Origin of the sequence: Martinezella tropici, assembly GCF_003287875.1 — a bacterium.
Taxonomy (GTDB): Bacteria; Pseudomonadota; Alphaproteobacteria; order Rhizobiales; family Rhizobiaceae; genus Rhizobium; species Rhizobium tropici_C.
Genome location: NZ_QMKK01000022.1, coordinates 55,644 through 82,245, shown reverse-complemented (window position 1 = coordinate 82,245; position 26,602 = coordinate 55,644). Strand labels below are relative to the sequence as shown.

20 protein-coding genes are annotated in these 26,602 nt (G+C 60.2%); 18 read left to right on the top strand and 2 right to left on the bottom strand.

The window, feature by feature from the left end; all coding sequences use genetic code 11:
- The first annotated feature begins 52 nt into the window (after positions 1–52).
- Positions 53–1,015, top strand: coding sequence for an AEC family transporter (locus tag DQ393_RS05520; protein ID WP_112340800.1), 963 nt, complete (start codon positions 53–55; stop codon positions 1,013–1,015).
- On the opposite strand, the gene DQ393_RS05515 is transcribed toward DQ393_RS05520, so the two are convergent.
- The gene (locus DQ393_RS05515) at positions 992–2,194 is read right to left on the bottom strand and encodes a UbiH/UbiF family hydroxylase (RefSeq protein WP_112340799.1); all 1,203 of its coding nucleotides are present in this window, start codon (positions 2,192–2,194) and stop codon (positions 992–994) included. The two genes, DQ393_RS05520 and DQ393_RS05515, sit on opposite strands and share 24 nt — an antisense overlap.
- 214 nt (positions 2,195–2,408) lie before the next feature.
- Between DQ393_RS05515 and pcsA the strand changes: the two genes are divergently transcribed.
- From pcsA to DQ393_RS05440, 15 genes are all read left to right on the top strand, one after another.
- Positions 2,409–3,134, top strand: a complete 726-nt coding sequence (gene pcsA / locus DQ393_RS05510) for a phosphatidylcholine synthase (protein WP_112340798.1) — start codon at positions 2,409–2,411, stop codon at positions 3,132–3,134.
- A 12-nt stretch (positions 3,135–3,146) separates the two neighbouring features.
- Positions 3,147–4,130, top strand: coding sequence for a quinone oxidoreductase family protein (locus DQ393_RS05505; protein ID WP_112340797.1), 984 nt, complete (start codon positions 3,147–3,149; stop codon positions 4,128–4,130).
- 41 nt (positions 4,131–4,171) lie between these two features.
- On the top strand, positions 4,172–5,746 hold the full coding sequence (locus DQ393_RS05500) for an ABC transporter ATP-binding protein (RefSeq protein ID WP_112340796.1): 1,575 nt from the start codon (positions 4,172–4,174) through the stop codon (positions 5,744–5,746).
- On the top strand, positions 5,736–6,821 hold the full coding sequence (locus DQ393_RS05495; RefSeq protein WP_112340795.1) for an ABC transporter permease: 1,086 nt from the start codon (positions 5,736–5,738) through the stop codon (positions 6,819–6,821). Before DQ393_RS05500 ends, DQ393_RS05495 begins: the two co-directional genes overlap by 11 nt.
- Positions 6,818–7,738: an ABC transporter permease gene (locus tag DQ393_RS05490; protein WP_112340794.1), complete on the top strand. Its 921-nt coding sequence runs from the start codon at positions 6,818–6,820 to the stop codon at positions 7,736–7,738. The genes DQ393_RS05495 and DQ393_RS05490 overlap by 4 nt, the downstream gene beginning before the upstream one ends.
- 48 nt (positions 7,739–7,786) lie before the next feature.
- Entirely contained in the window at positions 7,787–8,863 is a 1,077-nt protein-coding gene (locus DQ393_RS05485; RefSeq protein ID WP_112340793.1) for a BMP family ABC transporter substrate-binding protein, read from the top strand.
- 141 nt (positions 8,864–9,004) lie between these two features.
- A complete protein-coding gene (ytfQ, locus tag DQ393_RS05480; RefSeq protein ID WP_112340792.1) occupies positions 9,005–9,967 on the top strand; it encodes a galactofuranose ABC transporter, galactofuranose-binding protein YtfQ in 963 nt (320 codons plus the stop codon).
- A 128-nt stretch (positions 9,968–10,095) separates the two neighbouring features.
- Positions 10,096–11,619: a galactofuranose ABC transporter, ATP-binding protein YtfR gene (gene ytfR / locus DQ393_RS05475; protein ID WP_112340791.1), complete on the top strand. Its 1,524-nt coding sequence runs from the start codon at positions 10,096–10,098 to the stop codon at positions 11,617–11,619.
- A complete protein-coding gene (locus DQ393_RS05470) occupies positions 11,616–12,641 on the top strand; it encodes an ABC transporter permease (RefSeq protein ID WP_112340790.1) in 1,026 nt (341 codons plus the stop codon). Before ytfR ends, DQ393_RS05470 begins: the two co-directional genes overlap by 4 nt.
- The gene (yjfF, locus tag DQ393_RS05465; RefSeq protein ID WP_112340789.1) at positions 12,638–13,606 is read left to right on the top strand and encodes a galactofuranose ABC transporter, permease protein YjfF; all 969 of its coding nucleotides are present in this window, start codon (positions 12,638–12,640) and stop codon (positions 13,604–13,606) included. The genes DQ393_RS05470 and yjfF overlap by 4 nt, the downstream gene beginning before the upstream one ends.
- A gap of 16 nt (positions 13,607–13,622) precedes the next feature.
- On the top strand, positions 13,623–14,369 hold the full coding sequence (locus DQ393_RS05460; RefSeq protein WP_112340788.1) for a FadR/GntR family transcriptional regulator: 747 nt from the start codon (positions 13,623–13,625) through the stop codon (positions 14,367–14,369).
- 103 nt (positions 14,370–14,472) lie between these two features.
- Complete coding sequence (gene glmU / locus DQ393_RS05455) at positions 14,473–15,834, top strand: bifunctional UDP-N-acetylglucosamine diphosphorylase/glucosamine-1-phosphate N-acetyltransferase GlmU (RefSeq protein WP_112340787.1); 1,362 nt, start codon at positions 14,473–14,475, stop codon at positions 15,832–15,834.
- A gap of 115 nt (positions 15,835–15,949) precedes the next feature.
- Positions 15,950–17,776, top strand: a complete 1,827-nt coding sequence (glmS, locus tag DQ393_RS05450; RefSeq protein ID WP_112340786.1) for a glutamine--fructose-6-phosphate transaminase (isomerizing) — start codon at positions 15,950–15,952, stop codon at positions 17,774–17,776.
- A 176-nt stretch (positions 17,777–17,952) separates the two neighbouring features.
- Complete coding sequence (locus DQ393_RS05445; RefSeq protein WP_069612147.1) at positions 17,953–18,654, top strand: DUF502 domain-containing protein; 702 nt, start codon at positions 17,953–17,955, stop codon at positions 18,652–18,654.
- Positions 18,655–18,891: 237 nt separating this feature from the next.
- Positions 18,892–20,379 carry an esterase-like activity of phytase family protein gene (locus DQ393_RS05440; RefSeq protein ID WP_432421983.1) on the top strand — a complete coding sequence of 496 codons (1,488 nt, stop codon included), beginning with the start codon at positions 18,892–18,894 and terminating at the stop codon, positions 20,377–20,379.
- Positions 20,380–20,421: 42 nt separating this feature from the next.
- On the opposite strand, the gene recG is transcribed toward DQ393_RS05440, so the two are convergent.
- Entirely contained in the window at positions 20,422–22,527 is a 2,106-nt protein-coding gene (gene recG / locus DQ393_RS05435; RefSeq protein WP_112341056.1) for an ATP-dependent DNA helicase RecG, read from the bottom strand.
- 173 nt (positions 22,528–22,700) lie between these two features.
- Between recG and DQ393_RS05430 the strand changes: the two genes are divergently transcribed.
- Complete coding sequence (locus DQ393_RS05430; RefSeq protein WP_112340784.1) at positions 22,701–23,015, top strand: succinate dehydrogenase assembly factor 2; 315 nt, start codon at positions 22,701–22,703, stop codon at positions 23,013–23,015.
- Positions 23,012–26,512: a transcription-repair coupling factor gene (gene mfd / locus DQ393_RS05425; RefSeq protein ID WP_112340783.1), complete on the top strand. Its 3,501-nt coding sequence runs from the start codon at positions 23,012–23,014 to the stop codon at positions 26,510–26,512. The genes DQ393_RS05430 and mfd overlap by 4 nt, the downstream gene beginning before the upstream one ends.
- Positions 26,513–26,602: the final 90 nt, after the last annotated feature.

The following is a 26,602-nucleotide window of genomic DNA, read 5'->3' as shown; positions in this document are numbered from 1 at the left end:
CTTTCGCCTTCATTTTCCCCGGCAAACGGAACATGCCCGATGGCTGACCCCCATGGCTGATATTGTTGGTCTGCTGCTGCCATTCTTCGGCCTGATCCTGATCGGTTACGTCGTCACACGCGTTACGAAGCAGCCGGCGGAGGCACTCGGCTGGCTGAATACCTTCATCATCTATGCCGCATTGCCGGCGCTGTTCTTCAAGCTCGTATCCCAGACGCCGATCGAACAGCTGACGCGGATCGACTTCATCGCCGCCGATATCGCCGCGACCTATTCGATTTTCCTGCTGCTGTTTCTGATCGGCCGTTTCCTGCGCCGCAATTCACTTGCCGACTGCACGATCCAGGCTTTCGCCGGCGCCTATGGCAATATCGGCTATATGGGGCCAGGGCTCGCACTTCTGGCGCTGGGCGAAAGGGCCGCCGTTCCCGTAGCGCTGATCGTTTGCTTCGAAAACGCCCTGCATTTCATCGTCGCGCCCGCGCTGATGGCGCTGGAAGGTGAAGACAAGCGATCCCCATTGCGGCTTGCCGCGGATATTGCCGGCAAGGTGCTGCTGCACCCCTTCATCCTGTCGACCGCGCTTGGTTTCGTCGTGGCGGCGTTTTCGCTCCATCAGCCCGTCGCCTTCGAGCGATTTGTCAATTATCTCGCGCAAGCTGCTGCGCCTTGTGCGCTATTTGCCATGGGCGTGACGCTTGCATTGCGGCCGCTGAAATGGATTCCAGTCGAGATCGGCTATATCGTGCCGGTGAAGCTCATCCTGCATCCGTTTGTCGTCTATATCGTTCTGCAGGCCGTCGGCGGATTCGATCCGATCTGGATCGAGGCGGCGGTCCTTTTGGCGGCACTGCCGACGGCAACGAATGTCTTCGTCATCGGCCAGCAATACGGCGTCTGGCAGGAGCGGGCATCCGCCACCATCCTGATCACCACGGCCTGTTCCGTGGTGACGGTTTCCGTCGTTCTCTATTTGATAAAGTCGGGCGCCTTACCGGCGCAGCTTTTCCCGTAGCAGCGACGGAAAATTGCGCAGGCTTCCGCCGGGTTCGATGCCCTCGCGCATGACGATGTTGCGGAGCGGTGCAATGGCCGAAAGCACATGCAGGCCCGCGGCGCGCAACATCTGCACAGGCAGGAAGTCCGACAGAAGCGAGCGATTGAGGAGGTCGACGCTTGCTGTCCGGGTGACGATATCGGCGCGTCTCTTGCGGTCGAAACTGTTGCCCGATGTCGCCGGGATCGGCTGGTCGGCGCGCGAGCAAAGAATATCCGACAACGCCAATATATCGCGAAGACTGAGATTGAGCCCCTGGGCGCCGATCGGCGGAAAGACATGCGCGGCTTCGCCGATCAGCGCGGCGCGGCCCTTGCCGAAACGATAGGCCGTCATGCCGGAAAGCGGCCAGACCTGCACGCTGTCCTCGATCGTGACCTGGCCAAGCATCGATTGCATTCGCTCCTCGACCAGGCGGCCGAGCTCCTCGAGCGACTTTTCGGCATTGGCCGCCGCTTCCGACGGCTTCTGCACCCAGACAAGGCTCGAACGCCGGCCGGGCAGAGGCACCTGCGTGAAGGGGCCGCTTTCCGTGTGAAATTCCGTAGAGATGTTCTGATGCGGCAGACTATGCGCGAAGTTCAGCACCATTGCCGATTGTGGATAAGACCAGCCCTTGGTTTTGATTCCGAGCATCTCTCGCACCATCGAATTGCGGCCATCCGCGCCGATGACGAAGGCGGCTTCGATCGAATCGCCGTTGTCGATGACGACCGTGACGCCGTCATCGCGGAAGGTGATTTCGGAAGCGGTGGCTTCGGTGCGGCTGATATTGCCTTCCGCTTCGATGGCTTGGCTGAGATTGTCGAGCAAGACGGCATTCGGAATATTGTAGCCGAAGGCGTCCAGTCCGATCTCGGACGATCGGAACGAGACGGTCGGCGCACGCAGCAGCCGCGAAGTGCCGTCGACGATGCGCATCGTGGTCAGCGGTGCCGCCGAAGACGCTACCCTTTCCCATAGCGTCAAGCGCTCCAGAAGGCGGATCGATTGGTCCATTAGCGCCGTCGTCCGCTTGTCGGCCTTGTTGTGCGGCGCGGCGACAAGGGCGACGGATCTTCCGCCGCGCGCGAGCGCGAACGCCGTGATCATGCCGGCGAGTCCACCGCCGATAACGGCCACTTCAATCTGCTTCATATCGATGCCTCAATTGCCTTTGGTTCTGAAAATAAGCGCTTAGCCTGTTGAAATCCATGGGATGAAACATCGCAATGGGTGAAAATGACAGTAAGTAGCGCTAGCGTGCCGGGATCGACGCTTTTGTGCTGGCGGTGCAAGCCAAAGGATGCATATTAGCGAGAAAAAAACCGCCTGCTGGGGCAGGCGCATAAGCAGGCGAGTCACGGGGCGGATGAAAATCTTCAATTACAAGCGGGTGCCTTACGCGGAGATGCGTGCTTTCTCCGTTCATATACTGACGGCATCCGGATCGTTTCTCGCCTTTCTCGGCGTCGTCGCGGCGTCGGAACATCGCTTCGTGGATATGTTCTGGTGGCTTGGTCTGGCACTGCTTGTCGACGGCATCGACGGACCGATCGCGCGCAAGGTTCGCGTCAAGGAAGTGCTGCCAAACTGGTCCGGCGACACGCTCGACAACATCATCGATTACGTCACCTACGTGCTCCTGCCGGCCTTCGCGCTCTATGAGAGCGGCATGATCGGCGAGCCATGGTCGTTTGTCGCAGCCGGGATGATCGTGGTTTCCAGTGCCATCTATTACGCCGATACCGGCATGAAGACGGACGAATATTTCTTCTCCGGCTTTCCGGTCGTCTGGAACATGGTGATCTTCACGCTCTTCGTCATCGACGCCAGTGCGACGACAGCCATGATCCTCGTCGGCGTTTCTGTCGTCCTGACCTTCCTGCCGATCAATTTTCTGCATCCCGTGCGCGTCAAGCGCTTGCGGCCGCTGAACCTTGGCATATTTCTCTTCTGGTCGGCGCTTGGCATCTATTCGCTGCTGATGCATTTCGTCATGCCGCAATGGGCCGTTGTCCTCTTCATCATCAGTGGCATCTATCTTTATTGCATCGGCGCCGTGCTGCAGTTTTTCCCGTCCCTCGGACGTCAATGAGGATTGCGCATCATGAAGAAGACCAAGGTTATCCGAATCCATGAAAATGGCGGTCCTGACGTCATGAAGCTGGAGGAGGTGGACCTGCCGCCTCCGGGTGCGGGTGAGGTGCAGATCCGCCACGCCGCAATCGGCCTTAACTTTATCGACGTCTATTTTCGTTCCGGTCTCTACAAGGCGCCCTATTTTCCTCTGCCGCTCGGCAAGGAAGCCGCAGGCACGATCACTGAAGTCGGGCCTGGGGTGAGCGATTTTGCCGTGGGCGATCGCGTCGCCTATGTCGGCAGCGACGGCGCCTACAGCGTCGAGCGCAATATCGAGACGCGCCATCTGGTGAAAGTGCCTGACGATATCCCGCTCAAAACCGCCGCATCGATGATGCTGAAGGGAATGACGGCCGAATATCTGCTGAACCGTACTTTCAAGGTCGGTCCCGGAACGACGCTGTTGTTTCATGCGGCTGCAGGCGGTGTTGGCCTGATTGCCGGCCAATGGGCCAAGGCGCTGGGAGCCGGTACCGTCATCGGCACCGCCGGTTCCGCCGAAAAGGTCGAACTGGCGCTGGCGCATGGCTATGACCACGTCATCGACTACAGCAAGGAGAATTTCGCCGATCGCGTCCGCGAGATTACCGGGGGCAAGGGTGTCGATGTCGTCTACGATTCGGTTGGCAAGGACACGTTTCCGCAGTCGCTCGACTGCCTGCAGCCGCGCGGCATGTGGGTCACCTTCGGCCAGTCTTCCGGCCCGATCGAGAACTTCAATCTCGCCATCCTCAATCAAAAGGGCTCGCTTTTCGCCACGCGACCGAGCCTCTTTGCCTATGTCGGTACACCTGAGGAGTTGAGAGCCAGTGCAAAGGCGTTATTTGCTGTTGTGCAAAGCAGCAAAGTGCGTATCAATATTCATCAGACTTATCCGTTGGGCGATGCTGGGCGCGCGCACGCGGATCTGGAAGCCAGGAAAACGAGTGGAACTACACTACTGATCCCATAGATCCGTAAAGGACAGGTCGGTGGGAAGGAAATGAGGGGAACGTGTCGTCATCCGATGCGCCGGCAACCGGCGCGCTATTGTCGGTTCGCAAACTGACGAAAATGTTCGGCAGTTTTACTGCTTGCAACGAAATCGATCTTGAAATCCAGCCGGGAGAAATTCACGCTCTCCTCGGGGAGAACGGCGCAGGCAAATCCACGCTCGTCAAGATGCTGTTCGGCGTGCTCGAACCGTCTCATGGCGAGATTATCTGGCAGGGACAGCCCGTTTCGATCGATGCGCCGGGTACTGCGCGCAAGCTCGGGATCGGCATGGTATTCCAGCATTTTTCCCTGTTCGAGGCGTTGACCGTCGCGGAAAATATAGCGCTCTCGCTCGACAGCAATATCCCGCTCGCAAAAATTTCCGAGGAGGCTGCAAAGCTTTCGCATGCCTATGGCCTGCCGCTCGATCCGAATGCGCATGTCGCCGATCTTTCGGTCGGCGAACGCCAGCGCATCGAGATCGTTCGCGCGCTTCTGCAGAATCCGAAGCTGATCATTCTCGATGAGCCAACCTCTGTTTTGACACCGCAGGAAGCCGATCGCCTCTTCGAGACCCTGTTTAAGCTGAGAGACGAGGGACGCTCGGTGCTTTACATCAGCCATCGGCTGGAGGAAGTGCAGCGCATCTGTTCGCGCGCCACTGTCCTGCGCCACGGTAAAGTTACGGGCGCCTGCGACCCGCGGCAGGAAACGACGGGCTCGCTCGCCCGTATGATGGTCGGCAGTGATGTCGCGAGCGTGCATCACGAAGGTCTGGACAAGAAAGGGGATATCCTCTTGGAAGTCGCCGGCCTTTCGGCGCCCGCGCGAACTCCTTTTGCCATGTCGCTGAAGGATGTTGCCCTGCGTGTACGTGCGGGCGAGGTGTTGGCGATTGCCGGAGTCGCCGGAAACGGCCAGGGCGAGCTGTTCGATGTCATTTCAGGTGAATACACCGTTGCATCGGATGATCTCGTCCAGTTGCGCGGCAAGGCGGTGGGAGGCAAGGGCATCAATGCGCGCCGGCTGCTGGGCGCTGGTTTTGTGCCGGAAGAACGCCATGGCCACGCGGCCGTATCGGCATTGAAACTCTCCGACAATCTCGTGCTCGCCAGGCATCAGTCGGACCGCAAGTCGTTTCTGGGTGGTGGCTTCTTCAACGTCATCAGGCATGGCGCGGTCAAGCAGGCGACGAAGCGGATCTGCGAGGCGATGGATGTGCGCAAAAGCGGCGAGGATCCCGCCGCCGGCGCGCTTTCCGGCGGCAATCTGCAGAAATTTATCGTCGGCCGCGAGCTGGATCGTCAGCCGAGCGTGCTCGTTGTCAATCAGCCGACCTGGGGCGTGGATGCCGGCGCTGCCAGCCGCATCCGCCAGGCACTGGTCGATCTCGCCCGCGACGGTTCGGCCGTGCTCGTCATCAGCCAGGACCTGGATGAGATTTTCGAAATCGCGACCGATATCGCCGTCATCTCGGAAGGGCGGCTGTCGCCATCCTATCCGGCAGGTGAGCTGACCCGCGAAAAGATCGGCCTGCTGATGGGCGGGCTGCATGAATCGAAGACGCATTCGGAGCCTGCCCATGCGCATTGAACTCGAAAAGCGCCCGCAGGTCTCGAAGCTGTTCGGCTTCCTGTCGCCGTTGCTTGCCCTCGTCCTGGCGCTGATCGCCGGCACCATCATGTTCGCCGTCATGGGCAAGGATCCCGTCGAGGCGCTCAATGCCTTCTTCGTCGAGCCTCTGCTGGAAGTATGGTCGCTGCACGAACTGGCGATCAAGGCTGGGCCATTGATCCTGATCGCAGTCGGCCTGTGCCTCTGCTACCGTTCCAACAATTGGAATATCGGTGCCGAGGGCCAGTTTACCATGGGTGCAGTCGCTGGATCGTTCATCCCGATCGTCTTCACCGATTGGCACTCGCCGTCGATCCTGCCTCTGATGCTGCTCGCCGGCGCTATCGGCGGTGCGCTCTATGCCGCCATTCCGGCGCTGCTGAAGGCGCATTTCAATACCAATGAGATCCTGACGAGCCTGATGCTGGTCTATATCGCGCAGCTCTTCCTGGATTGGCTGTCGCGCGGGCCATGGCGCGATCCTCAAGGCCATAATTTTCCGCAGAGCATCGATTTCCCCCCGGAAGCCGTGCTGCCGGCGATATGGGAAGATTCCGGGCGAGCGCATTGGGGCATCGTCTTTGCCGTGGTCGCGGCGGTCCTTGCCTGGTTCCTGATGAAATATACGCTGAAGGGCTTTGAGATAACGGTACTCGGCCAGTCGGCGCGGGCAGGGCGCTTTGCCGGTTTCTCCTCGCGCAAGATGGTCTGGTTTGCCTTCCTCTTTTCCGGTGCGCTCTCGGGATTGGCCGGCATATCCGAGGTTTCCGGCTCCATCGGCCATCTTCAGCCGGCGATCTCGCCTGGTTACGGCTTCACCGCTATCATCGTCGCCTTCCTCGCACGCCTCAATCCGCTCGGAGCCATCCTCTCCGGCCTTGTATTGGCGCTGACCTATCTCGGTGGCGAGGCGGCGCAATTGTCGCCCGGCATTTCCGCCAAGGCGGCCAGCGTCTTCCAGGGGCTGTTGCTGTTTTTCGTGCTCTCCTGCGACACGCTGATCTATTACAGGATCCGCCTGGTCTGGTCGCGGGTTCGGGGAGGTGCGGCATGAGTGTCTTCGAAGCCATCCTGCTCACCATCATCACCGCATCGACGCCGCTCGTCATCGCCGGCCTCGGTGAGCTGGTGGTGGAACGGTCGGGCGTGCTCAATCTCGGTGTCGAAGGCATGATGATCATCGGTGCCGTTGCCGCTTTCGTCGGCGCCCAGATGAGCGGATCTCCCTATGTCGGCCTGCTGACCGGCATCGTTGCGGGCGCGCTGTTTTCGCTGCTGTTCGGCTTCCTGACCCTGACGCTGGTGACGAACCAGGTCGCAACGGGGCTGGCGCTGACTATCCTCGGCCTCGGCCTTTCCGGCATGATCGGCGAAGGCTATGTCAGCGTGCCGGGTGTGCAGCTGCAGGAGATCGTTTTTCCGTTCCTGTCGGATATTCCGCTGATCGGCTCGGTGCTGTTCAAGCAGGACGTGACCTTCTATCTCTCGATAGCGCTACTCATCGGTGTCAATTGGTTCCTCTTCCGCAGCCGTGCCGGCCTGAAGCTGCGCGCCGTCGGCGATAGCCATGGCTCGGCCCATGCTCTCGGCATCGATGTCATCCGCACCCGCTATCTCGCCGTCATGTTCGGCGGTGCCTGTGCCGGGCTTGCCGGCGCGCAGCTGTCGCTTGTCTATACGCCGCAATGGGTCGAGAACATGTCGGCCGGCCGCGGCTGGGTGACGCTGGCGCTGGTGGTCTTCGCATCCTGGCGGCCGATGCGCGTCATGGCCGGCGGCTATCTTTTCGGTGCCGTAACGATCCTGCAGTTCCATGCGCAAGGCTTCGGCGTCGGCATTCCCTCGCAATTCCTATCGATGCTGCCCTATGCATCGACTATTGTGGTTCTCGTCATCATCTCTCAAAATCGCCGCGCGACCTTGATCAACACGCCAGCGTCGCTCGGCAAGGCCTTCGTTCCGGAACGCTGAAGACAAGAATCGGACGGATTTCATAGTGTCAAACCAACAGGGGTAACCATGAAGAAACTAGCACTCGCCCTCACAACGACAGCCGCCGCCATCATCGGCTTTGCGGCCGCTGCTGAAGCAGCGCCGACCAAGGTCTGCTTCGTCTATGTCGGCTCGCATACGGATGGCGGTTATTCGCAGGCGCATGATCTCGGCCGCCAGCAGGTCCAGAAGGAGTTCGGCAACAAGATCGAGACGCCCTATCTCGAAAACGTGCCGGAAGGCCCGGATGCCGAACGCGCCATCGAGCGTCTTGCCCGTTCCGGCTGCTCGCTGATCTTCTCCACCTCATTCGGCTTCATGGACGCGACCGTCAAGGTTGCCGCCAAGTTCCCGAAGGTGAAGTTCGAGCATGCGACGGGGTTCAAGAGCGGCCCGAATCTCGCGACCTACAACTCGCGCTTCTATGAAGGCCGTTACATCCTGGGCCAGATCGCCGCCAAGACGTCGAAGAATCATGGTGCCGCTTACATCGCGTCCTTCCCGATTCCGGAAGTCGTGATGGGCATCAATTCCTTCGAACAGGGCGCGCGCTCGATCGATCCCAGCTTCAAGCTCAAGGTCGTCTGGGTCAACACCTGGTTCGATCCGGGCAAGGAAGCAGACGCCGCCAAGGCCATGGTCGACCAGGGTGTCGATATCCTGACGCAGCACACCGATACGACGGCGCCGATGCAGGTTGCTGAAGAGCGTGGCATCCATGCTTTCGGCCAGGCTTCCGACATGATCAAGGCTGGTCCGAAGGCACAGCTGACGGCGATCGTCGACACCTGGGGCAACTACTACTCCAAGCGCGTTCACGCGCTGCTCGACGGCACCTGGAAGTCCGAACAGAGCTGGGACGGCCTCAAGGACGGCATCTTGAAGATGGCTGACTACACCAACATGCCCGACGACGTGAAGAAGATGGCTCAGGAAACCGAAGCCAAGATCAAGTCCGGCGAGCTCGCGCCCTTCACCGGCCCGATCAACAAGCAGGACGGAACCCCTTGGCTGAAGGCAGGCGAAAAGGCTGATGACGGCACGCTGCTCGGCATGAACTTCTACATCGAAGGGGTCGACGACAAGCTGCCGGCTTCGAAATAAGCGGGCGAAATAGTTTAAGTTGAGAAGGGGCGTTTTAAATGCCCCTTTTTGTTGCGCTGCAACATCGAATGCCAATTTACAAAAGTATTACTATATGATTTTTAAACCTTGGCCTGAGGAAATGGCCTTTGGGAGGAAATCATGAAGTTGAAGACTGCACTGATCAGTGCGACGATGCTCGCTGCCTGCATGTTCACGTCGGCATCGGCTAAAGACCTGGTCGTCGGATTCTCGCAAATCGGTTCGGAGTCTGGTTGGCGTGCGGCCGAAACGACGCTGACGAAGCAGGAAGCCAAGAAGCGCGGCATCGACCTGAAATTCGCTGACGCGCAGCAGAAGCAGGAAAACCAGATCAAGGCGATCCGCTCGTTCATCGCGCAGGGCGTCGATGCGATCCTGCTTGCGCCTGTGGTCGAGACCGGCTGGGATGCTGTCCTGAAGGAAGCCAAGGAAGCCAAGATCCCCGTCATCCTGCTTGACCGCACGGTCAACGCGCCGAAGGACCTTTATCTGACCGCCGTCACGTCCGACCTGGTTCATGAGGGCAAGGTCGCCGGCGACTGGCTCGTCAAGACGGTCGGCGACAAGAAGTGCAATGTCGTCGAGCTGCAGGGCACGACCGGTTCCTCGCCGGCCATCGCCCGCAAGAAGGGCTTCGAGGAAGCCATCAAGGGTCACGACAACCTGAAGATCGTTCGCAGCCAGACCGGCGATTTCACCCGCGCCAAGGGCAAGGAAGTGATGGAAAGCTTCCTGAAGGCTGAAAACGGCGGCAAGGATATCTGCGCGCTCTATGCTCATAACGACGATATGGCCGTCGGTGCAATCCAGGCGATCAAGGAATCCGGCCTGAAGCCGGGCAAGGATATCCTGGTCGTGTCAATCGATTCGGTTCCGGATATCTTCAAGGCGATGACTGCCGGCGAGGCGAACGCCACTGTCGAACTGACGCCGAACATGGCTGGTCCCGCCTTCGATGCGCTCGACGCCTATCTGAAAAGCAAGAAGGAGCCGCCGAAGTGGATCCAGACCGAGTCCAAGCTCTACACCCAGGCCGATGATCCGCAGAAGGTCTACGAGCAGAAGAAGGACCTCGGCTACTAAGACAAAAGCTGATCGCACCTGCTGGCAGAGCCGCCGGTGCGCATTCTTGTTCAAGATGCCGGCGCATCGACGCAATGCGCCGGCTATCGCTTTCGCCCATTGGCTCAATGCAAGGATATCAGCGCTTCATGGCTCAAGACGTCGAGCGACTTCTGACAGCGACAGGCTTTTGTAAATATTTTCCCGGTTCGACCGCTCTCGATCACGTTGATTTCACATTGATGCGCGGCGAGGTTCACGCGCTGCTTGGCGAGAACGGTGCCGGAAAATCCACGCTGATCAAGTGCATGACAGGCGCCTATCGCCGCGACGGCGGCACTCTGGTTCTCGACGGCGCCGAGATCGATCCCCACGACACGCTGGCGGCGCAAAAGCTCGGCATCGGAACAGTCTATCAGGAAGTGAACCTGCTTCCCAATCTAAGCGTGGCGGAGAACCTGTTCCTCGGTCGCCAGCCGCAGCGGTTCGGCATGGTCAGCAGCCGCATCATGAACGGCATGGCGAGAGACCTGTTGTCGCAATATGGCATGGATATCGATGTCAGCCGCCAGCTGGACCGTTTCTCCGTTGCCATACAGCAGGTGATCGCGATTGCCCGCGCCGTCGATCTCTCCGGCAAAGTGCTGATTCTCGACGAGCCGACCGCGAGCCTCGACACGCATGAAGTCGAGATGCTGTTCGGCATCGTCAGGCGCCTGAAGGAGCGCGGCCTGGGAATCGTCTTCATCACGCATTTTCTGGAGCAGGTCTACGAGATCTGCGATCGCATCACCGTTCTTCGCAATGGTCGTCTGGTCGGCACGCGCGATGCGGATGGTCTGCCGCGGCAGACCTTGATCGCCATGATGCTCGGCCGCGAACTTGCCGAGACGGAAAGTGCGGCCAAGCAGACAGAGACGGAAAGCGGCCCGGTCAGATATCATTTCACGAATTTCGGCAAGCGCGGCAAGATCAAGCCCTTCGACATGGAGGTTCATGTCGGAGAGGTGGTCGGCATCGCCGGCCTGCTTGGCTCCGGACGCACCGAAACCGCCGAAGTGCTTTTCGGCGTCGAGCGTGCCGATAGCGGCGAAGCGAAGATCGATGGCAATACCGTTACGCTTTCCAGCCCACGCGCTGCGATCAAGCGCGGCTTCGGCTTCTGCCCGGAAGATCGCAAGACGGATGGCATTATCGGCGATCTTTCCATCCGGGAGAATATCATCATGGCACTGCAGGCCAGGCGCGGCTGGGCCAGGCCTCTCGCACGCAGCGAGCAGAATGCCATCGCCGACCGCTACATCAAGGCGCTGGATATCCGCACGACCGATCGGGAAAAGCCCATCCGTCTTCTTTCGGGTGGCAACCAGCAAAAGGCGATCCTGGCGCGATGGCTGGCGACCAATCCGAATTTCCTGATCCTGGACGAACCGACCCGTGGTATCGATGTTGGCGCGCATGCGGAAATCATCCGGCTGATCGAAGATCTTTGCCGGCAGGGCATGTCCCTGGTAGTCATTTCGTCGGAACTCGAGGAGCTTGTCGCCTATAGTTCACGCGTCATCGTCCTGCGCGACCGCGAACATATTGCCGAGTTGACCGGCAGCGAGATATCAGCCGGAAATATCGTCGAGGCTATCGCCACGGCTCAGAATGCAAAGGAAGACGCATGAGCTCGCAAATCAAGGCATCCTTGCTTCGGTTGCTGCCGCAGTTCATTGCGCTTGCGGTAATTCTTCTGTTGAATTTCATTATGTTCCCGCATTTCTTTCATCTGGAAATTCAAAATGGAAGACTCTACGGGAGCCTGATTGACGTGCTCAATCGCGGCGCACCGGTGGCGCTGCTGTCCATCGGCATGACGCTGGTCATCGCCACCAAGGGCATCGATCTTTCGGTCGGCGCGGTGATTGCCATATGTGGTGCCGTGGCGGCATCGTCGATCGTTTCCGGCTATTCGCTGAGCTACACTCTGTTGCTGACCGTCGGTATCGGTCTGGCGTGCGGCTTATGGAATGGCTTTCTTGTCGCCGCGCTCGATATCCAGCCGATCATCGCGACGCTGGTGCTGATGGTGGCCGGTCGCGGCATCGCGCAATTGATCACCGAGGGTACGATCCTCACCTTCAACAATGACGGGCTGATCTTTCTCGGCAGCGGTTCCTTCGCGGCACTCCCGATGCCTGTGGTGATCTGGCTTGTCGCTGCACTTGTCGTGATCCTTCTCGTCCGGCGCACGGCGCTTGGGATGTTGGTCGAAGCGATTGGTATCAACCGCCGGGCGAGCACGCTGTCAGGTATCCAAACCCCGGTCCTGCTCATGGCGGTTTATGCATTGAGCGGGCTTTGCGCCTCTATCGCCGGCATCATCGTTTCGGCCGATATCAAGGGCGCCGATGCCAATAACGCCGGCCTGTGGCTGGAGCTGGACGCGATTCTCGCCGTCGTCGTCGGTGGCAATTCGTTGCTTGGCGGCCGCTTCAGCATCGTCGGTTCACTGATCGGCGCGATGATCATTCAATCGGTCAATACAGGCATACTGCTCTCCGGCTTTCCGCCGGAGTTCAATCTGGTGATCAAGGCGGTCATCGTCATCGTCATTCTGGTCATCCAGTCCCCGGCGATGCAATCCACCATGTCATTTTTCTGGCGCCGAGGCGAAGGGCGGATGGTGCAAAAGGAGCAGGCAAAGTGAATTCCAAATATCTTCCGCTGCTTGCGACGATCGTCATCTTCATTCTCGCCTATGCCGGCTGCGTGACGCAATATCCGAACATGCTGTCGACGCGAGTGATCGGTAATCTATTGACCGACAATGCTTTTCTGGGGATTGCGGCCGTCGGCATGACATTCGTGATCATTTCCGGCGGGATCGATCTGTCCATCGGCTCGGTCATTGCCTTTACCGGCGTTTTCCTCGCGGTTATCTTTCGCGATACGACGATCCATCCCCTGGTCGCGTTCGCCCTGGTCCTCGTGATCACGACGATTTTCGGCGCCGGCATGGGTGCCATCATCCATTATCTCAGCATGCCGCCCTTCATCGTGACGCTGGCCGGCATGTTCCTGGCGCGCGGCATAGCCTTCGTGCTGTCCATCGACAGTATCCCGATCGAGCATGATTTCTATTCGCAGCTGAACGATCTCTATTGGCTGATGCCTGGCGGCGGCCGGCTGACATTGATCGGTGGCCTCATGCTGCTCGTCTTCGCCGGCGGCGTCATCCTGGCTCACCGCACTCGTTTCGGTGCCAATGTCTATGCCTTGGGCGGCGGTGTGCCGACGGCGCAACTCATGGGCGTTCCCGTCGGCCGTACGACGATCCGGATCTACGCTTTGTCGGGTTTTCTCGCCGGTCTATCCGGAATCGTTTTTTCGATCTATACATCCGCTGGATATTCGCTTGCCACCGTTGGCGTTGAGCTCGACGCCATCGCTGCTGTGGTCATAGGTGGAACACTGCTGACGGGAGGAGCGGGGTTCGTCGGGGGAACACTCATCGGAATTCTCATACAGGGCCTGATTCAGACCTACATCACCTTCGATGGAACGCTTTCCAGCTGGTGGACGAAGATATTGATCGGCTTATTGCTGTTTGCATTTATTCTGATGCAGAAGGGCCTTCTGCTGCTTTCCCGTTTCAATCGACGGTACGCCTGAGGGAAGGACAGAATGCTTGCGCAGCCGATTGCTTGATACCAGAAAACCCGAGAGAAAGACGCGAACGAGCCATGCTCAGGTCGTCGACGATCTTGGTAAGGCGATCGTGTCAGGCGCTTTTCCGATCGGTAGCATTCTTCCTGGCGACAGCGAGCTTCTGCAGCGATTCAAGGTATCCCGCACCGTTCTGCGCGAAAGCATGAAGACGCTTGCGGCAAAGGGGCTGATCGTGCCGCGGGCACGTGTCGGCACTCGGGTCACCGAGAGAATTCATTGGAACATGTTCGATAATGAAGTGCTTAACTGGCACTTCGAGAGCGGGGTCAACAAGGAGTTCCTTCTCCACCTCTATGACATACGCATGGCTTTCGAGCCTTTCGCCGCCAGCCTGGTAGCGGAGCGGGCCAGCCGCGAGGACATCGATCTCCTGCGCCGGCTCGCAGCCTCCATGGCCGCCTCGCATCATACGTCGGACAGCCTTGCCGTTGCCGACCTGCATTTCCATCTGGCAATCACCGAAGCGTCGCAGAACCCGTTCATGCGCTCGCTCGGCGGACTCATCGAGGCGGCATTGGTCGGCATGTTCCGCATGAGCGCGCCTCCTTCCAGCAATGGCTTTGCCAATATTGCCGACACGCATATGGCGATTGTCGATGCCATCGCGGCGCGGGACGGCCCGGCCGCGCACAAGGCTATGGAGTTTGTGATCATCGATGGGCGTCAGCACGTCCTCGAAGGTTTCGCCGCTCTTGCCCAGGCCTGAGCTCTGCCTTTAATTTCGCCGTAGTTCGCCGCTCGACTAGTTGCTATGAGGGTGACTGTGCTCGTCAGCGGGCAACGCCTGATCGTATATCTCGGAGCCCGAAATGGAACGTACCTGCCTCGCCATCATTCTCGCCGCCGGCGACAGTACCCGTATGAAATCGTCGATATCGAAGGTTCTGCATCCGATTGCCGGTCGCCCGATGATCGCGCATGTGATGGAGGCGATCGCCAAGACGGATATTTCGGCGGCAGCGCTGGTTGTCGGGCGCAATGCCGATGAGGTGACTGCGGCAGCGTCGATCGGCGGCATCACCGTCGAATCCTATCTGCAGAAGGAGCGCCTCGGCACCGGTCACGCCGTGCTGGCGGCGCGCGAAGCGATCGCCAGGGGATACGACGATATCCTCGTTGCCTATGGCGATGTGCCGTTGCTGACCGACACGCCGCTTCGCGCTGCGCGCCAGGGGCTGGCCGAAGGCAATGACGTCGTCGTCATCGGCTTTCACACCGACAATCCGAATGTCTATGGCCGGTTGCTGGTCAAGGATGGCGAATTGATCGCGATCCGCGAGGCAAAGGATGCAACGGACGCCGAACTGGCGGTGACCTGGTGCAATAGCGGTCTGATGGCGATCAACGGCCGCAAGGCGCTCGATCTGCTCGACCGCATCGGCAATGATAATGCCAAGGGCGAATACTACCTCACCGATCTCGTCGAGATCGCCCGTTCGCTGGGCGGGCGCGCCGTGGCCGTCGATGCACCCGAAGTCGAGATGACTGGCTGCAACAACCGCGCCGAACTCGCCTTCATCGAGCGTCTCTGGCAGGAGCGGCGCCGGCACGAGCTGATGCTGTCCGGTGTCACCATGATTGCGCCGGAGACCGTGTTTTTGGCCTATGATACCGTTATCGGCCAGGATGCATTGATCGAGCCGAATGTCGTGTTCGGCCCGGGCGCGGTCATTGAAGGCGGCGCGATCGTCCACGCCTTCTCACATATAGAGGGCGCACATGTCAGCGCAGGTGCCACCGTCGGGCCATTTGCAAGGCTGCGCCCTGGTGCGGACCTCGCTCGTGGCGCAAAGGTCGGCAATTTCTGCGAGGTCAAGAACGGCAAGATCGGCGAGGGCGCCAAGGTCAATCATCTGACCTATATCGGCGACGCGACGGTGGGTGCCGCCAGCAACATCGGTGCCGGCACGATCACCTGCAATTATGATGGCGTGAACAAGCACGAAACCCATATCGGCGCCAATGCCTTCGTCGGGTCCAATTCATCGCTCGTGGCACCCATCCGCATCGGTGATGGCGCCTACATTGCGTCCGGCAGCGTTATCACCGACGATGTTCCCGCCGATGCGCTGGCCTTCGGGCGTGCGCGCCAGGAGGTGAAGCCGGAACGCGCCAAGCTCATTCGCGAGCGGGCCCTTGCTATCAAGGCAGCCAAGAAGGCCGGCCACTAAACTCTTGGGCGATCCGCGTAACGGTCAGAAATCGAAAGTGACCGTTGCGGCAATTGAGAAAATTGCAGGAATGATTAGGACTTGCCCTCATATCTGAGGCCAGACGGAGAGTTGTATGTGCGGCATTGTTGGGATCGTCGGAACGAAGCCTGTAGCGGACCGCTTGGTGGACGCGCTGCGGCGCCTCGAATACCGCGGCTATGATTCGGCCGGCGTCGCGACGATCCATGATGGCGTGATGGATCGCCGCCGCGCGGAAGGAAAGCTCTTCAATCTGGAGAAGCGGCTGGAGACTGATCCTCTGCCCGGCACGACGGGGATTGCCCATACGCGCTGGGCCACGCACGGCGTTCCGAACGAAACCAATGCCCACCCGCATTTCGTGGAAGGCGTCGCCGTCGTCCATAACGGCATCATCGAAAACTTCTCCGAATTGCGCGAGGAGTTGAAGGCCGAAGGCAAGGTATTTGCTTCGCAGACAGACACGGAAGTGGTTGCGCACCTGCTCGCAAACCATATCCGCGAAGGTCTGGATCCCCGCGCCGCAATGCTGAAGATGCTGAACCGCGTGACTGGTGCCTACGCACTGGCCGTGATGTTCGAGAACGATCCTGACACGTTGATCGCGGCGCGTTCCGGCCCGCCGCTTGCCGTGGGTTACGGCAAGGGCGAAATGTTCCTCGGTTCGGATGCGATTGCCCTTGCGCCCTTCACCAACGAGATCAGCTACCTCGTCGACGGCGACTGCGCGATCGTCACCCATGCCGGCGCGACCATTCTCGATTTCAACGGCAATGAAGTGACGAGGCCGCGGCAGATTTCGCAGGCAACCGCCTATGTGGTCGACAAGGGCAACCATCGCCACTTCATGGAGAAGGAAATCTACGAGCAGCCGGAGGTCATTTCGCACGCGCTCAGCCAATATGTCGATTTCGCCAGCCACCGGGTACGCCCAAGCGCATCGGCGATCGATTTCGGCAATGCCTCGGGCCTGGCGATTTCCGCTTGCGGTACAGCTTATCTTGCCGGTTTGATCGGCAAATACTGGTTCGAGCGATATGCGCGCCTGCCGGTCGAAATCGACGTGGCCTCAGAATTCCGCTACCGCGAAATGCCTTTGTTGCCCTCGCAGGCGGCACTGTTCATCTCGCAATCCGGTGAAACGGCCGATACGCTTGCCTCACTGCGCTATTGCCGGGATCACGGCCTCAAAATCGGTGCGGTCGTCAACGTCAAGGAATCGACCATCGCGCGCGAGTCCGATGCTGTATTTCCGATCATGGCCGGCCCCGAGATCGGCGTTGCCTCGACGAAGGCCTTCACCTGCCAGCTTGCCGTTCTTGCTTCGCTGGCTGTCGGAGCGGGTATCGCTCGAGGTACCGTCAACGCTGCGGAGGAACAGGAAATGGTGCGCCATCTCGTCGAGATGCCGCGCATCATGGCCAATGTCCTGAATATCATCCAGCCGCAGATGGAAGGCCTGGCGCGCGAGATTTCGAAGTTCAAGGATGTGCTCTATCTCGGTCGCGGCACGAGCTTCCCGCTCGCCATGGAAGGCGCGCTGAAGCTGAAGGAAATCTCCTACATCCACGCCGAGGGATATGCGGCCGGCGAGCTGAAGCACGGTCCTATTGCCCTGATCGACGAGAACATGCCCGTCATCGTCATCGCGCCGCACGACCGCTTTTTCGACAAGACCGTTTCCAATATGCAGGAAGTGGCGGCACGTGGCGGTCGAATCATTTTCATCACGGATGAAGCGGGGGCAGCCGCCTCGACATTGCCGACGATGGCGACAATTGCGCTGCCGGTCGTCGATGAGATCATCGCGCCGATCATCTTCTCACTACCGATTCAGCTGCTTGCCTATCATACCGCGGTCTTCATGGGGACGGATGTCGATCAGCCGCGCAACCTCGCCAAATCGGTTACCGTGGAATAGGATTCTTTCCGTCGCACATTTGCCGTCACGTCGTCGTGAGCCTATCGTTTGTTCGGCTCGCAGACGCAGCTGGCGGGTTGTATGCCGCGCTGATTTCTGGCACGATTCGCTCACGGAGATGGTGGGGAGAATTTGCCGGATAGCGGTAGCGACGGAACGGAGTTTTCGAGCGGCGAATGACTGAAAAACTCATCAAAATGTCCGTAACCACGCGGATCAGAAACAATTTCCTGGCCGGCCTGATTATATGCGCTCCGATCGCCATCACACTGTGGCTGACCTGGTCCGTCGTCCATTGGGCCGATAGCTGGGTTCGCCCCTATATTCCCGCGCGTTACGATCCCGAAAGCTACCTGAACTTCGCCGTTCCCGGTACCGGCCTGGTGATCGCGATGATCTTCATCACGATCGTCGGTTTTCTCGCCAAGAACCTGATCGGCCAGAGTATCGTCCGCTTCGGCGAGTCGATCGTCAATCGCGTGCCTTTGGTGCGGACCATCTACAAGAGCGTCAAGCAGATCTTCGAGACCGTGCTGAAGGAGCAGGGTACGTCGTTCAAGAAGGTGGGGCTGATCGAATATCCGAGCCCCGGTCTCTGGTCCATGGTGTTCATATCGACGGATGCCAAGGGTGAGATTGCTTCGAAATTCAATGCTATGGGTCAGGACATGGTGGCGGTCTTCCTGCCGCCGACACCCGTGCCAACGGCCGGCTTTCTGGTTTTCGTTCCACGCGAAAAGATCACGGTGCTCGACATGAGCCCGGAGGATGGCGCCAAGCTGCTGATATCCGGCGGCCTGGTTTCCCCCGAATACAAGGAAGAGCTGGTTGCGGCGAAGGGGCTGCCCAGGCCCGTTCCGATAAAATCCCTGACTTAGAGACACTCCCGCTCCTGTCGTGGGTTGCCTGGCCTCGCGTATCGCGCGAGCTGTCATGTCCCTATCATATTGACGCCTTAGACCGTCGTACGGGACAGGCAATCGGATGCATCTCATCATCGAACGTGCGGAGTTTCGACCCGGGCTGTTGTTTCTCGACACGGCTCGAGAGAGGGCCGGAGATGGATCTCATTGTCTCCATAGATATTTTCATCGGAGGATATTGTCTTGAAATCTATGCGTTCGAAGAGCTTGCCGCTGTTGTCGGCTGTGCTTGCCACATTTGTTTTTTCTGCGCCGGTCGCGGCGCTTGCGGATAGTTCCATCGCGGTCCAGGGCGTGACGCTTGTCAACAAGGGACGTGTTGCGGTCGGCCGCATCCCCGCCAACCTGCGTGACAAGTTCGGCGAGACCTTCGGCTCCGGTTCAGGCATGTCGATCGATACCAAGAGCTGGGTTCGCAATGCCGACGGCACCTATAAGGGTTCGCTCTGGCTGCTGCCGGACCGCGGCTACAATGCTGTCGGCACGACCGACTATCGTCCGCGCCTGAACACGATCGACGTCACTTTGAGCCCCGTCGCGCCCGGCGCGACGCCGCCGGCCGGCAAGGAGCAGGCAGGCGTCGACGCCAAGCTTTCCGACACCCTGCTTCTGAAGGATGACAAGGGCGCCGACACCACCGGCCTCGATCCGGCCAATGGCACCCGTAAGGCGGAGGGCGCGATGCCGCTGCTGCCCCAGGCGCCGAACGGCAAGATCTCGCTCGACACGGAAGCGATCGCACGGCTGCCCGACGGCACGATGTTCATCAGCGACGAATATGGTCCCTATATCTACCGCTTTGCCGCCGATGGCCGCATGATGTCCGCCACCCCTCCGCCAGCCGCCTTGCTGCCGATGCGCAATGGTGCCGTCAACTTCGCTTCCAACAACCCGGGTCCCGGTGAAACCGCTCCGGATCCGAAGGACCCGACGAGCGGCCGCCAGAACAACCAGGGTCTGGAAGGCATGTCGCTGACGCCGGACGGCAAGTTCCTGATCGCCGTGCTGCAGTCTGCAACGCGCCAGGATGGCGGCGATTCCAGCTCCACGCGCCAGAACACCCGCGCGCTGGTCTATGACGCTGCCGATCCGGCAAATCTGAAGCTGGTTCATGAATATGTCGTGCCGCTGCCGGTCTTCACGAATGACAAGGGCAAAACGGCTGTTGCCGCCCAGAGCGAAATCTATGCGCTCTCGCCGACAAGCTTCCTGATGCTGGCGCGCGACAGCAACAACGGTTACGGCGTAAAGGGCGACAAGTCGCTCTACCGCAGCATCGTCGCCGTCGACGTGTCGGCTGCGACCGACATCGCCGGCAGCAAGTTCGATGCCGATACGGCGGTCGCGCCCAAGGGTGTTCTTGACGCCTCGGTAAAGCCGGCCACGGTTAGCCAGTTCATCGATATCAACGACAGCGCCGATCTCGCTCGCTTCGGCCTTCATAATGGCGCGCCGAACGACCGCAACAACCTCTCGGAAAAATGGGAGGCCATGTCGCTCGTCAGCGTTCAGGATCCGAAGCTGCCGGACGATTACTTCCTGTTCGTCGCCAATGACAACGACTTCCTGACCCAGGATGGCTATCAGGTGGGCGCGGCCTACAAGGGTGACGGCGGGGGCGATGTGGACACCATGTTCCAGGTATTCCAGGTGACCATTCCCGGCCTCGCCGCAAAGTGATCTGACGAAATGCCGATGGGCGCGGCTAACGCGTCCATCCGCTTACCCCGCTCGCAGGAACCGGATCGCTTCGTCGCGACGGAAGAGATAGAGCAGGGTGCGTACCGCACTGCCACGCTCGCTGGTCAGCTCCGGATCGCGCTCGATGAGATAGGCTGCATCCTTGCGGGCGATTTCCAGAAGATCGGCATGGGCTTCCAGGCTGGCGATGCGGAAGCCTGGTGTGCCGGACTGACGCGTGCCGAGAAGCTCGCCTTCGCCGCGCAGCTTCAAGTCCTCCTCGGCAATGCGGAAGCCGTCTTCCGTCTCGCGCATGATCGACAGCCGCGCATGCCCGGTTTCGCCGAGCGGGCCCTTGTAGAGAAGAATACAGGTGGAGGCTTCGTCACCGCGACCGACGCGTCCGCGCAACTGGTGAAGCTGCGCCAGGCCGAAGCGTTCGGCATGTTCGATGACCATGATCGTTGCATCCGGTACGTCGACGCCCACTTCGACGACGGTCGTGGCCACCAGCAGGCGGATCTCGCCGTTCTTGAACGCCATCATCACAGCGTCTTTTTCCGGGCCGCTCATCCGGCCATGGATCAGGCCGATGCCCGGTCCGAGCGCCTTGGTCAACGTCTCATGGCGCTCTTCGACGGACATTAAATCGGATTCTTCGGATTCCTCCACAAGTGGGCATATCCAATAGGCTTTTTTTCCTTCCGCTAGCGCGCTCCTTAGGCGCGCGACGATGTCGCCGGTTCGTTCATTCGGAATGGTGATCGTCTGGATCGGCTTTCGGCCCGCCGGCTTCTCGGTGAGCTTGGAAACATCCATATCCCCGAAAGCGGCAAGCACCAGCGTTCGCGGGATCGGCGTCGCGGTCATGACGAGCATATGGGGAGAGATACCCTTCGCGGTCAGGCGCAGGCGTTGATGAACGCCGAAGCGGTGCTGTTCATCGACGACGGCCAACATGAGGTTGGCATAGGCGACGCTGTCCTGGAACAGAGCATGGGTGCCGATGATGATCTGCGCCTCGCCGGAGGCGATGCGCTCCAGGATCGCATCTCGCTCGCGCCCCTTCGTACGGCCTGTAAGAACTTCGACGGAAAGGTTTGCATTCGCAGCAAATTTTGAAATCGTTGCATGATGCTGGCGAGCCAGAATTTCGGTCGGTGCCATCAGCACGGCCTGGCCGCCGCTTTCTATGACGGCGGCAATCGCCATCAGTGCCACGAGTGTCTTTCCCGCGCCGACGTCGCCCTGCAGCAGCCGAAGCATGCGCTCGGTGCCCGCCATATCCTTGAGAATATCGGCCACTGCGTCGCGCTGGCTGTTCGTCATCGAGAAGGGCAGGGATTCCAGTATCTTGCGGCTGATTTCTCCAGTTGCATGCACCGGCTGCCCCGCAACCTTGCGTAGCCTTTGGCGCACGAGAGAGAGCGACAATTGCCCTGCCAGGAATTCATCATAGGCAAGCCGGCGGCGCGCGGGAGATTGCGGATCGATATCCGCCGCATCCCTCGGCGCATGCAGCATGTGGAAGGCGTCGGAGATCGAGGGGAAACCCTGCTTCTGAGTAAGGGCTATGTCATCCCACTCGGGCAGCTGCGGGATGCGCGGCAGCGCCGCCTCGATGGTCTTGCGCAGGAACTTCGGCGTGAGGCCGGCGGTTAGCGGATAGACCGGTTCGACGAGCGGCAGGTTTTCCGCCTCGCTCTCGCGCATGATATAGTCGGGATGCACCATGGACGGTCGGCCGTTGAACCAATCGACCTTACCACTGACGGTGACGGTTTCATCGATCGGCAGCTGCTTTTCGAGCCATTGCGCCTTGCTGCGAAAGAAGACCAGCGCCAATTCTCCCGTCTCGTCGTGCATATAGACGCGATAGGGAACGTTGCTACGCGGATTGGGCGGCGGCTGATGTCGGTCGACACGGCCGGTGATGGTGACAATTGCGCCCTGCGGCGCTCGGGCTATACCGGGCTGCTCGCGTCGATCGATGATCGAATGCGGCGCGTGAAAAATGAGGTCGATGACCCGGCAATCGTCGATCGTCTCGCGGTCGAGCAGCTTAACCAGCAGCTCGGATACCTTCGGCCCGACGCCGGGCAGCGAAGAGATGGAGGCAAACAGCGGATCGAGGATAGCAGGACGCATGGCCGGCAAAATGCGACGGGCAGGGCGCATTTGGCAAGGGGCGGTAGGGAACTCGGTGCCATTGTATCAAACACTCCCCGGAAAATTGCATTGCAGGTGCTTTTTTCTGAAAAACCGGTTCCCACCTTTGAGCACTGGTTTTATAGAGACGCATCAACATAAAGGTGTTTTTGATGACTGGGCTGACCCTCAGCAGTGCCGATCTCGATCCTCGCCGTCGGCGCATCCTTTTCCGTTGCTGGCATCGCGGCATCCGCGAGATGGATCTGGTCTTCGGCCAGTTTGCCGATAATGAGCTGCCGGGCCTCGCTGAAGCTGAACTGGATGAGCTCGAGCGCATCATGGCCGAAGAGGACAATGATCTCCTCAAGTGGATTCTCGGCAGCCAGCCGACGCCGCAGCATCTGCAGACGCCGCTTTTTCAGCGTCTGGCCTCGTACAAGCCCGATTTCGAAGAGATCGCCGAAAGGTTCGGATTAACGAAATGATCCCCGGTTTCGACGCGAAGAAGCTGCTCGCCGCCAGCGAGCCGATGACGGTCGGTCATGTGCCGGCCGGCCTAGAGCCGTTTCTGATTGCCGAAATGGCAAAGACCGGTCAGCCGATCGCCTATGTCATGTCCGACGGCCAGCATATGGCCGATGTCGAACAGATGCTCGGCTTCATCGCGCCCGAAATCCCGGTTCTCACCCTGCCTGCCTGGGATTGTCTTCCCTACGACCGCGTTTCCCCGAGTTCCGATACCTCGGCGCGGCGCCTGGCGGCTTTGTCCGGCCTGATCGCGCATCATCGCAAGCCGCATGCGGCGATCGTGCTGGTGACCGTCAATGCCATGCTGCAGAAGGTGGCGCCACAGGACATTATCGAGAGCCTGGCGTTCTCGGCCCGTCCCGGCAATCAGGTCCGGATGGACGACATCGCGGCCCGCCTGGAGCGCAACGGTTTCGATCGCGTGGCGACCGTGCGCGAGGTCGGCGAATATGCCGTGCGCGGCGGCATTCTCGATGTCTTCGTTCCCGGCACGGAAGAGCCGGTACGCCTGGATTTCTTCGGCGATACGCTGGAAAGCATCCGCAGCTTCGATCCGGCAAGCCAGCGCACGACAGGGCAGGTGCGTTCGCTCGATCTCAATCCGATGAGCGAAGTGACGCTGACGCCGGATACGATCAGCCGCTTCCGCAAGAATTATCTTTCCGCCTTCGGCGCCGCCACGCGCGACGATGCGCTCTATCTCGCCGTGTCGGAAGGCCGTCGCTATGCCGGCATGGAACATTGGCTGCCGCTCTTCTACGAGAAGCTCGAGACGGTTTTCGACTATCTCAAGGGCTTCCGTTTGGTGACGGATCACACCGTGCGCGAGGCAGCCGAGGAGCGTTCCAAGCTGGTCTTCGACTATTACGATGCCCGCCTGCATTCCGGCCAACAAGCCAAGGGGCAGATGGCGCAGGGCACGCCTTATAAACCGGTTACGCCCGGCCAGCTCTATCTCGACGGCAAGGCTTTCGGCAGCGCTTTGGATGCCTTTGGCGCCATCCGCATCTCACCCTTCAACGAGCATGAGGGCGAGGCGCGCCGCGTCATCGAGCTTGATGCCCGCCAGGGGCCGCGCTGGGCGCGGCCAGCGACTGACACAGCCGATAGCGAGCGCGTCAACGTCTTCGATGCGGTCGTCAAGCATATTGCCGACAAGCGGGCGGCGGGCGGCAAGGTGCTGATTTCGGCCTGGACCGAAGGTTCGCTCGATCGCCTCCTGCAGGTGCTTTCCGAACACGGGTTGGCGCGCGTCAAGACGATTGAGGCCTTCAAGGATCTCAGCGGCCTGGCGAAGGGCGAGGCGGCTGCCGCCGTACTCAGCCTCGAAGCCGGCTTCGAGGCTGGGGATCTCGTCGTCATCGGCGAGCAGGATATTCTCGGCGACCGCATGGTGCGCCGCTCCAAGCGCCGCAAGCGCGCCGCCGATTTCATCTCGGAAGTGGCGGGGCTCGACGAAGGCTCGATCGTCGTTCACGCCGAGCATGGCATCGGCCGTTTCGTTGGCCTCAGGACCATCGAGGCTGCCGGTGCACCGCATGCCTGCCTTGAGCTGCAATATGCCGACGACGCCAAACTCTTCCTGCCGGTCGAGAACATCGATCTGCTCTCGCGCTTTGGCGGCGAGGGCACCGAGGCGCAGCTCGACAAGCTCGGCGGCGGCGCCTGGCAGATGCGCAAGGCGAAGCTCAAGAAGCGCCTTCTGGATATCGCTGGTGACTTGATCCGTGTTGCGGCCGAGCGCCTGACGCGCCATGCGCCGGTGCTGACCTCGCCCGAAGGGCTCTACGACGAGTTTGCTGCACGCTTCCCCTATGACGAGACCGACGACCAGATGAACGCCATCGAGGCGGTGCGTGAGGATCTCGGCGCCGGCCGGCCGATGGACCGCCTTGTCTGTGGTGACGTCGGTTTCGGCAAGACAGAGGTGGCGCTTCGTGCTGCCTTCGTCGCCGCCATGAATGGCGTGCAGGTCGCTGTCGTGGTGCCGACGACCTTGCTTGCCCGGCAGCATTTCAAGACCTTTTCAGAGCGTTTCCGCGGCCTGCCGATCCGGGTACAGCAGGCATCCCGCCTGGTTGGCGCCAAGGATCTGGCGCTGACGAAGAAGGAAGTGGCCGAAGGCAAGACGGATATCGTCGTCGGCACGCATGCGCTGCTCGGCGCCGGTATCAAATTCGCCAATCTCGGCCTGCTCGTCATCGACGAGGAGCAGCATTTCGGCGTCAAGCACAAGGAGCGGCTGAAGGAGCTGAAGAGCGACGTGCATGTGCTGACGCTATCGGCGACGCCGATCCCGCGCACCTTGCAGCTTGCGATGACCGGTGTACGCGAACTGTCGCTCATCACCACGCCGCCGGTCGACCGCATGGCGGTGCGCACCTTCATTTCGCCCTTCGATTCCCTCGTGATCCGCGAAACGCTGATGCGCGAGCATTATCGCGGCGGCCAGAGCTTCTATGTCTGTCCGCGTCTTGCCGATCTCGCTGATATCCATGCGTTCCTGCAATCGGATGTGCCGGAGTTGAAGGTGGCGGTCGCCCATGGCCAGATGCCGGCCGGTGAGCTGGAAGACATCATGAACGCCTTCTACGAAGGCCGTTATGACGTGCTGCTCTCCACCACCATCGTCGAATCCGGCCTCGATGTGCCGACGGCCAATACGCTGATCGTCCACCGCGCCGACATGTTCGGCTTGGCCCAGCTCTATCAGCTCCGCGGCCGCGTCGGTCGCTCCAAGGTCCGCGCCTTTGCGCTCTTCACGCTGCCCGTCAACAAGGTACTGACCACGACGGCGGAGCGCCGGCTCAAGGTGCTGCAGTCGCTGGATACGCTCGGCGCCGGCTTCCAGCTGGCAAGCCACGATCTCGATATCCGCGGCGCCGGCAACCTGCTCGGCGAGGAACAGTCCGGCCACATCAAGGAAGTCGGCTTCGAACTTTACCAGCAGATGCTCGAGGAGGCCGTTGCCGAGGTCAAGGGCGTCGACGAGATCCAGGATACCGGCTGGTCGCCGCAGATCTCCGTCGGCACGCCTGTCATGATCCCCGATGATTATGTGCCCGACTTGCATCTGCGCATGGCGCTCTATCGCCGTCTCGGCGAGATCACCGAGCTGAAAGAGATCGACAGTTTCGGAGCCGAGATGATCGATCGCTTCGGCCCCTTGCCGATCGAGGTGCAGCATCTTCTGAAGATCGTCTACATCAAGTCGCTCTGCCGCATCGCCAATGTCGAGAAGCTCGACGCCGGCCCGAAGGGTGTCGTCGTGCAGTTCCGCAACAAGGAATTCCCGAACCCGCCCAACCTCGTCGGCTATATCGCCAAGCAGGGCACCATGGCAAAGATCCGTCCCGACCACAGTGTCTTCCTGACCCGCGACCTGCCGACGCCGGAAAAGCGACTGCAGGGGGCGGCCGTGGTCATGACGCAACTGGCGGAATTGGCGAAGTAGGAGGCGTCTCTCTCAGCCAGCAGTTTTGCGGCTGATGAAGGGCCGGCCCGCCGCAACCATTTTCCGCTGCGGGCCGAAACTGACCATATC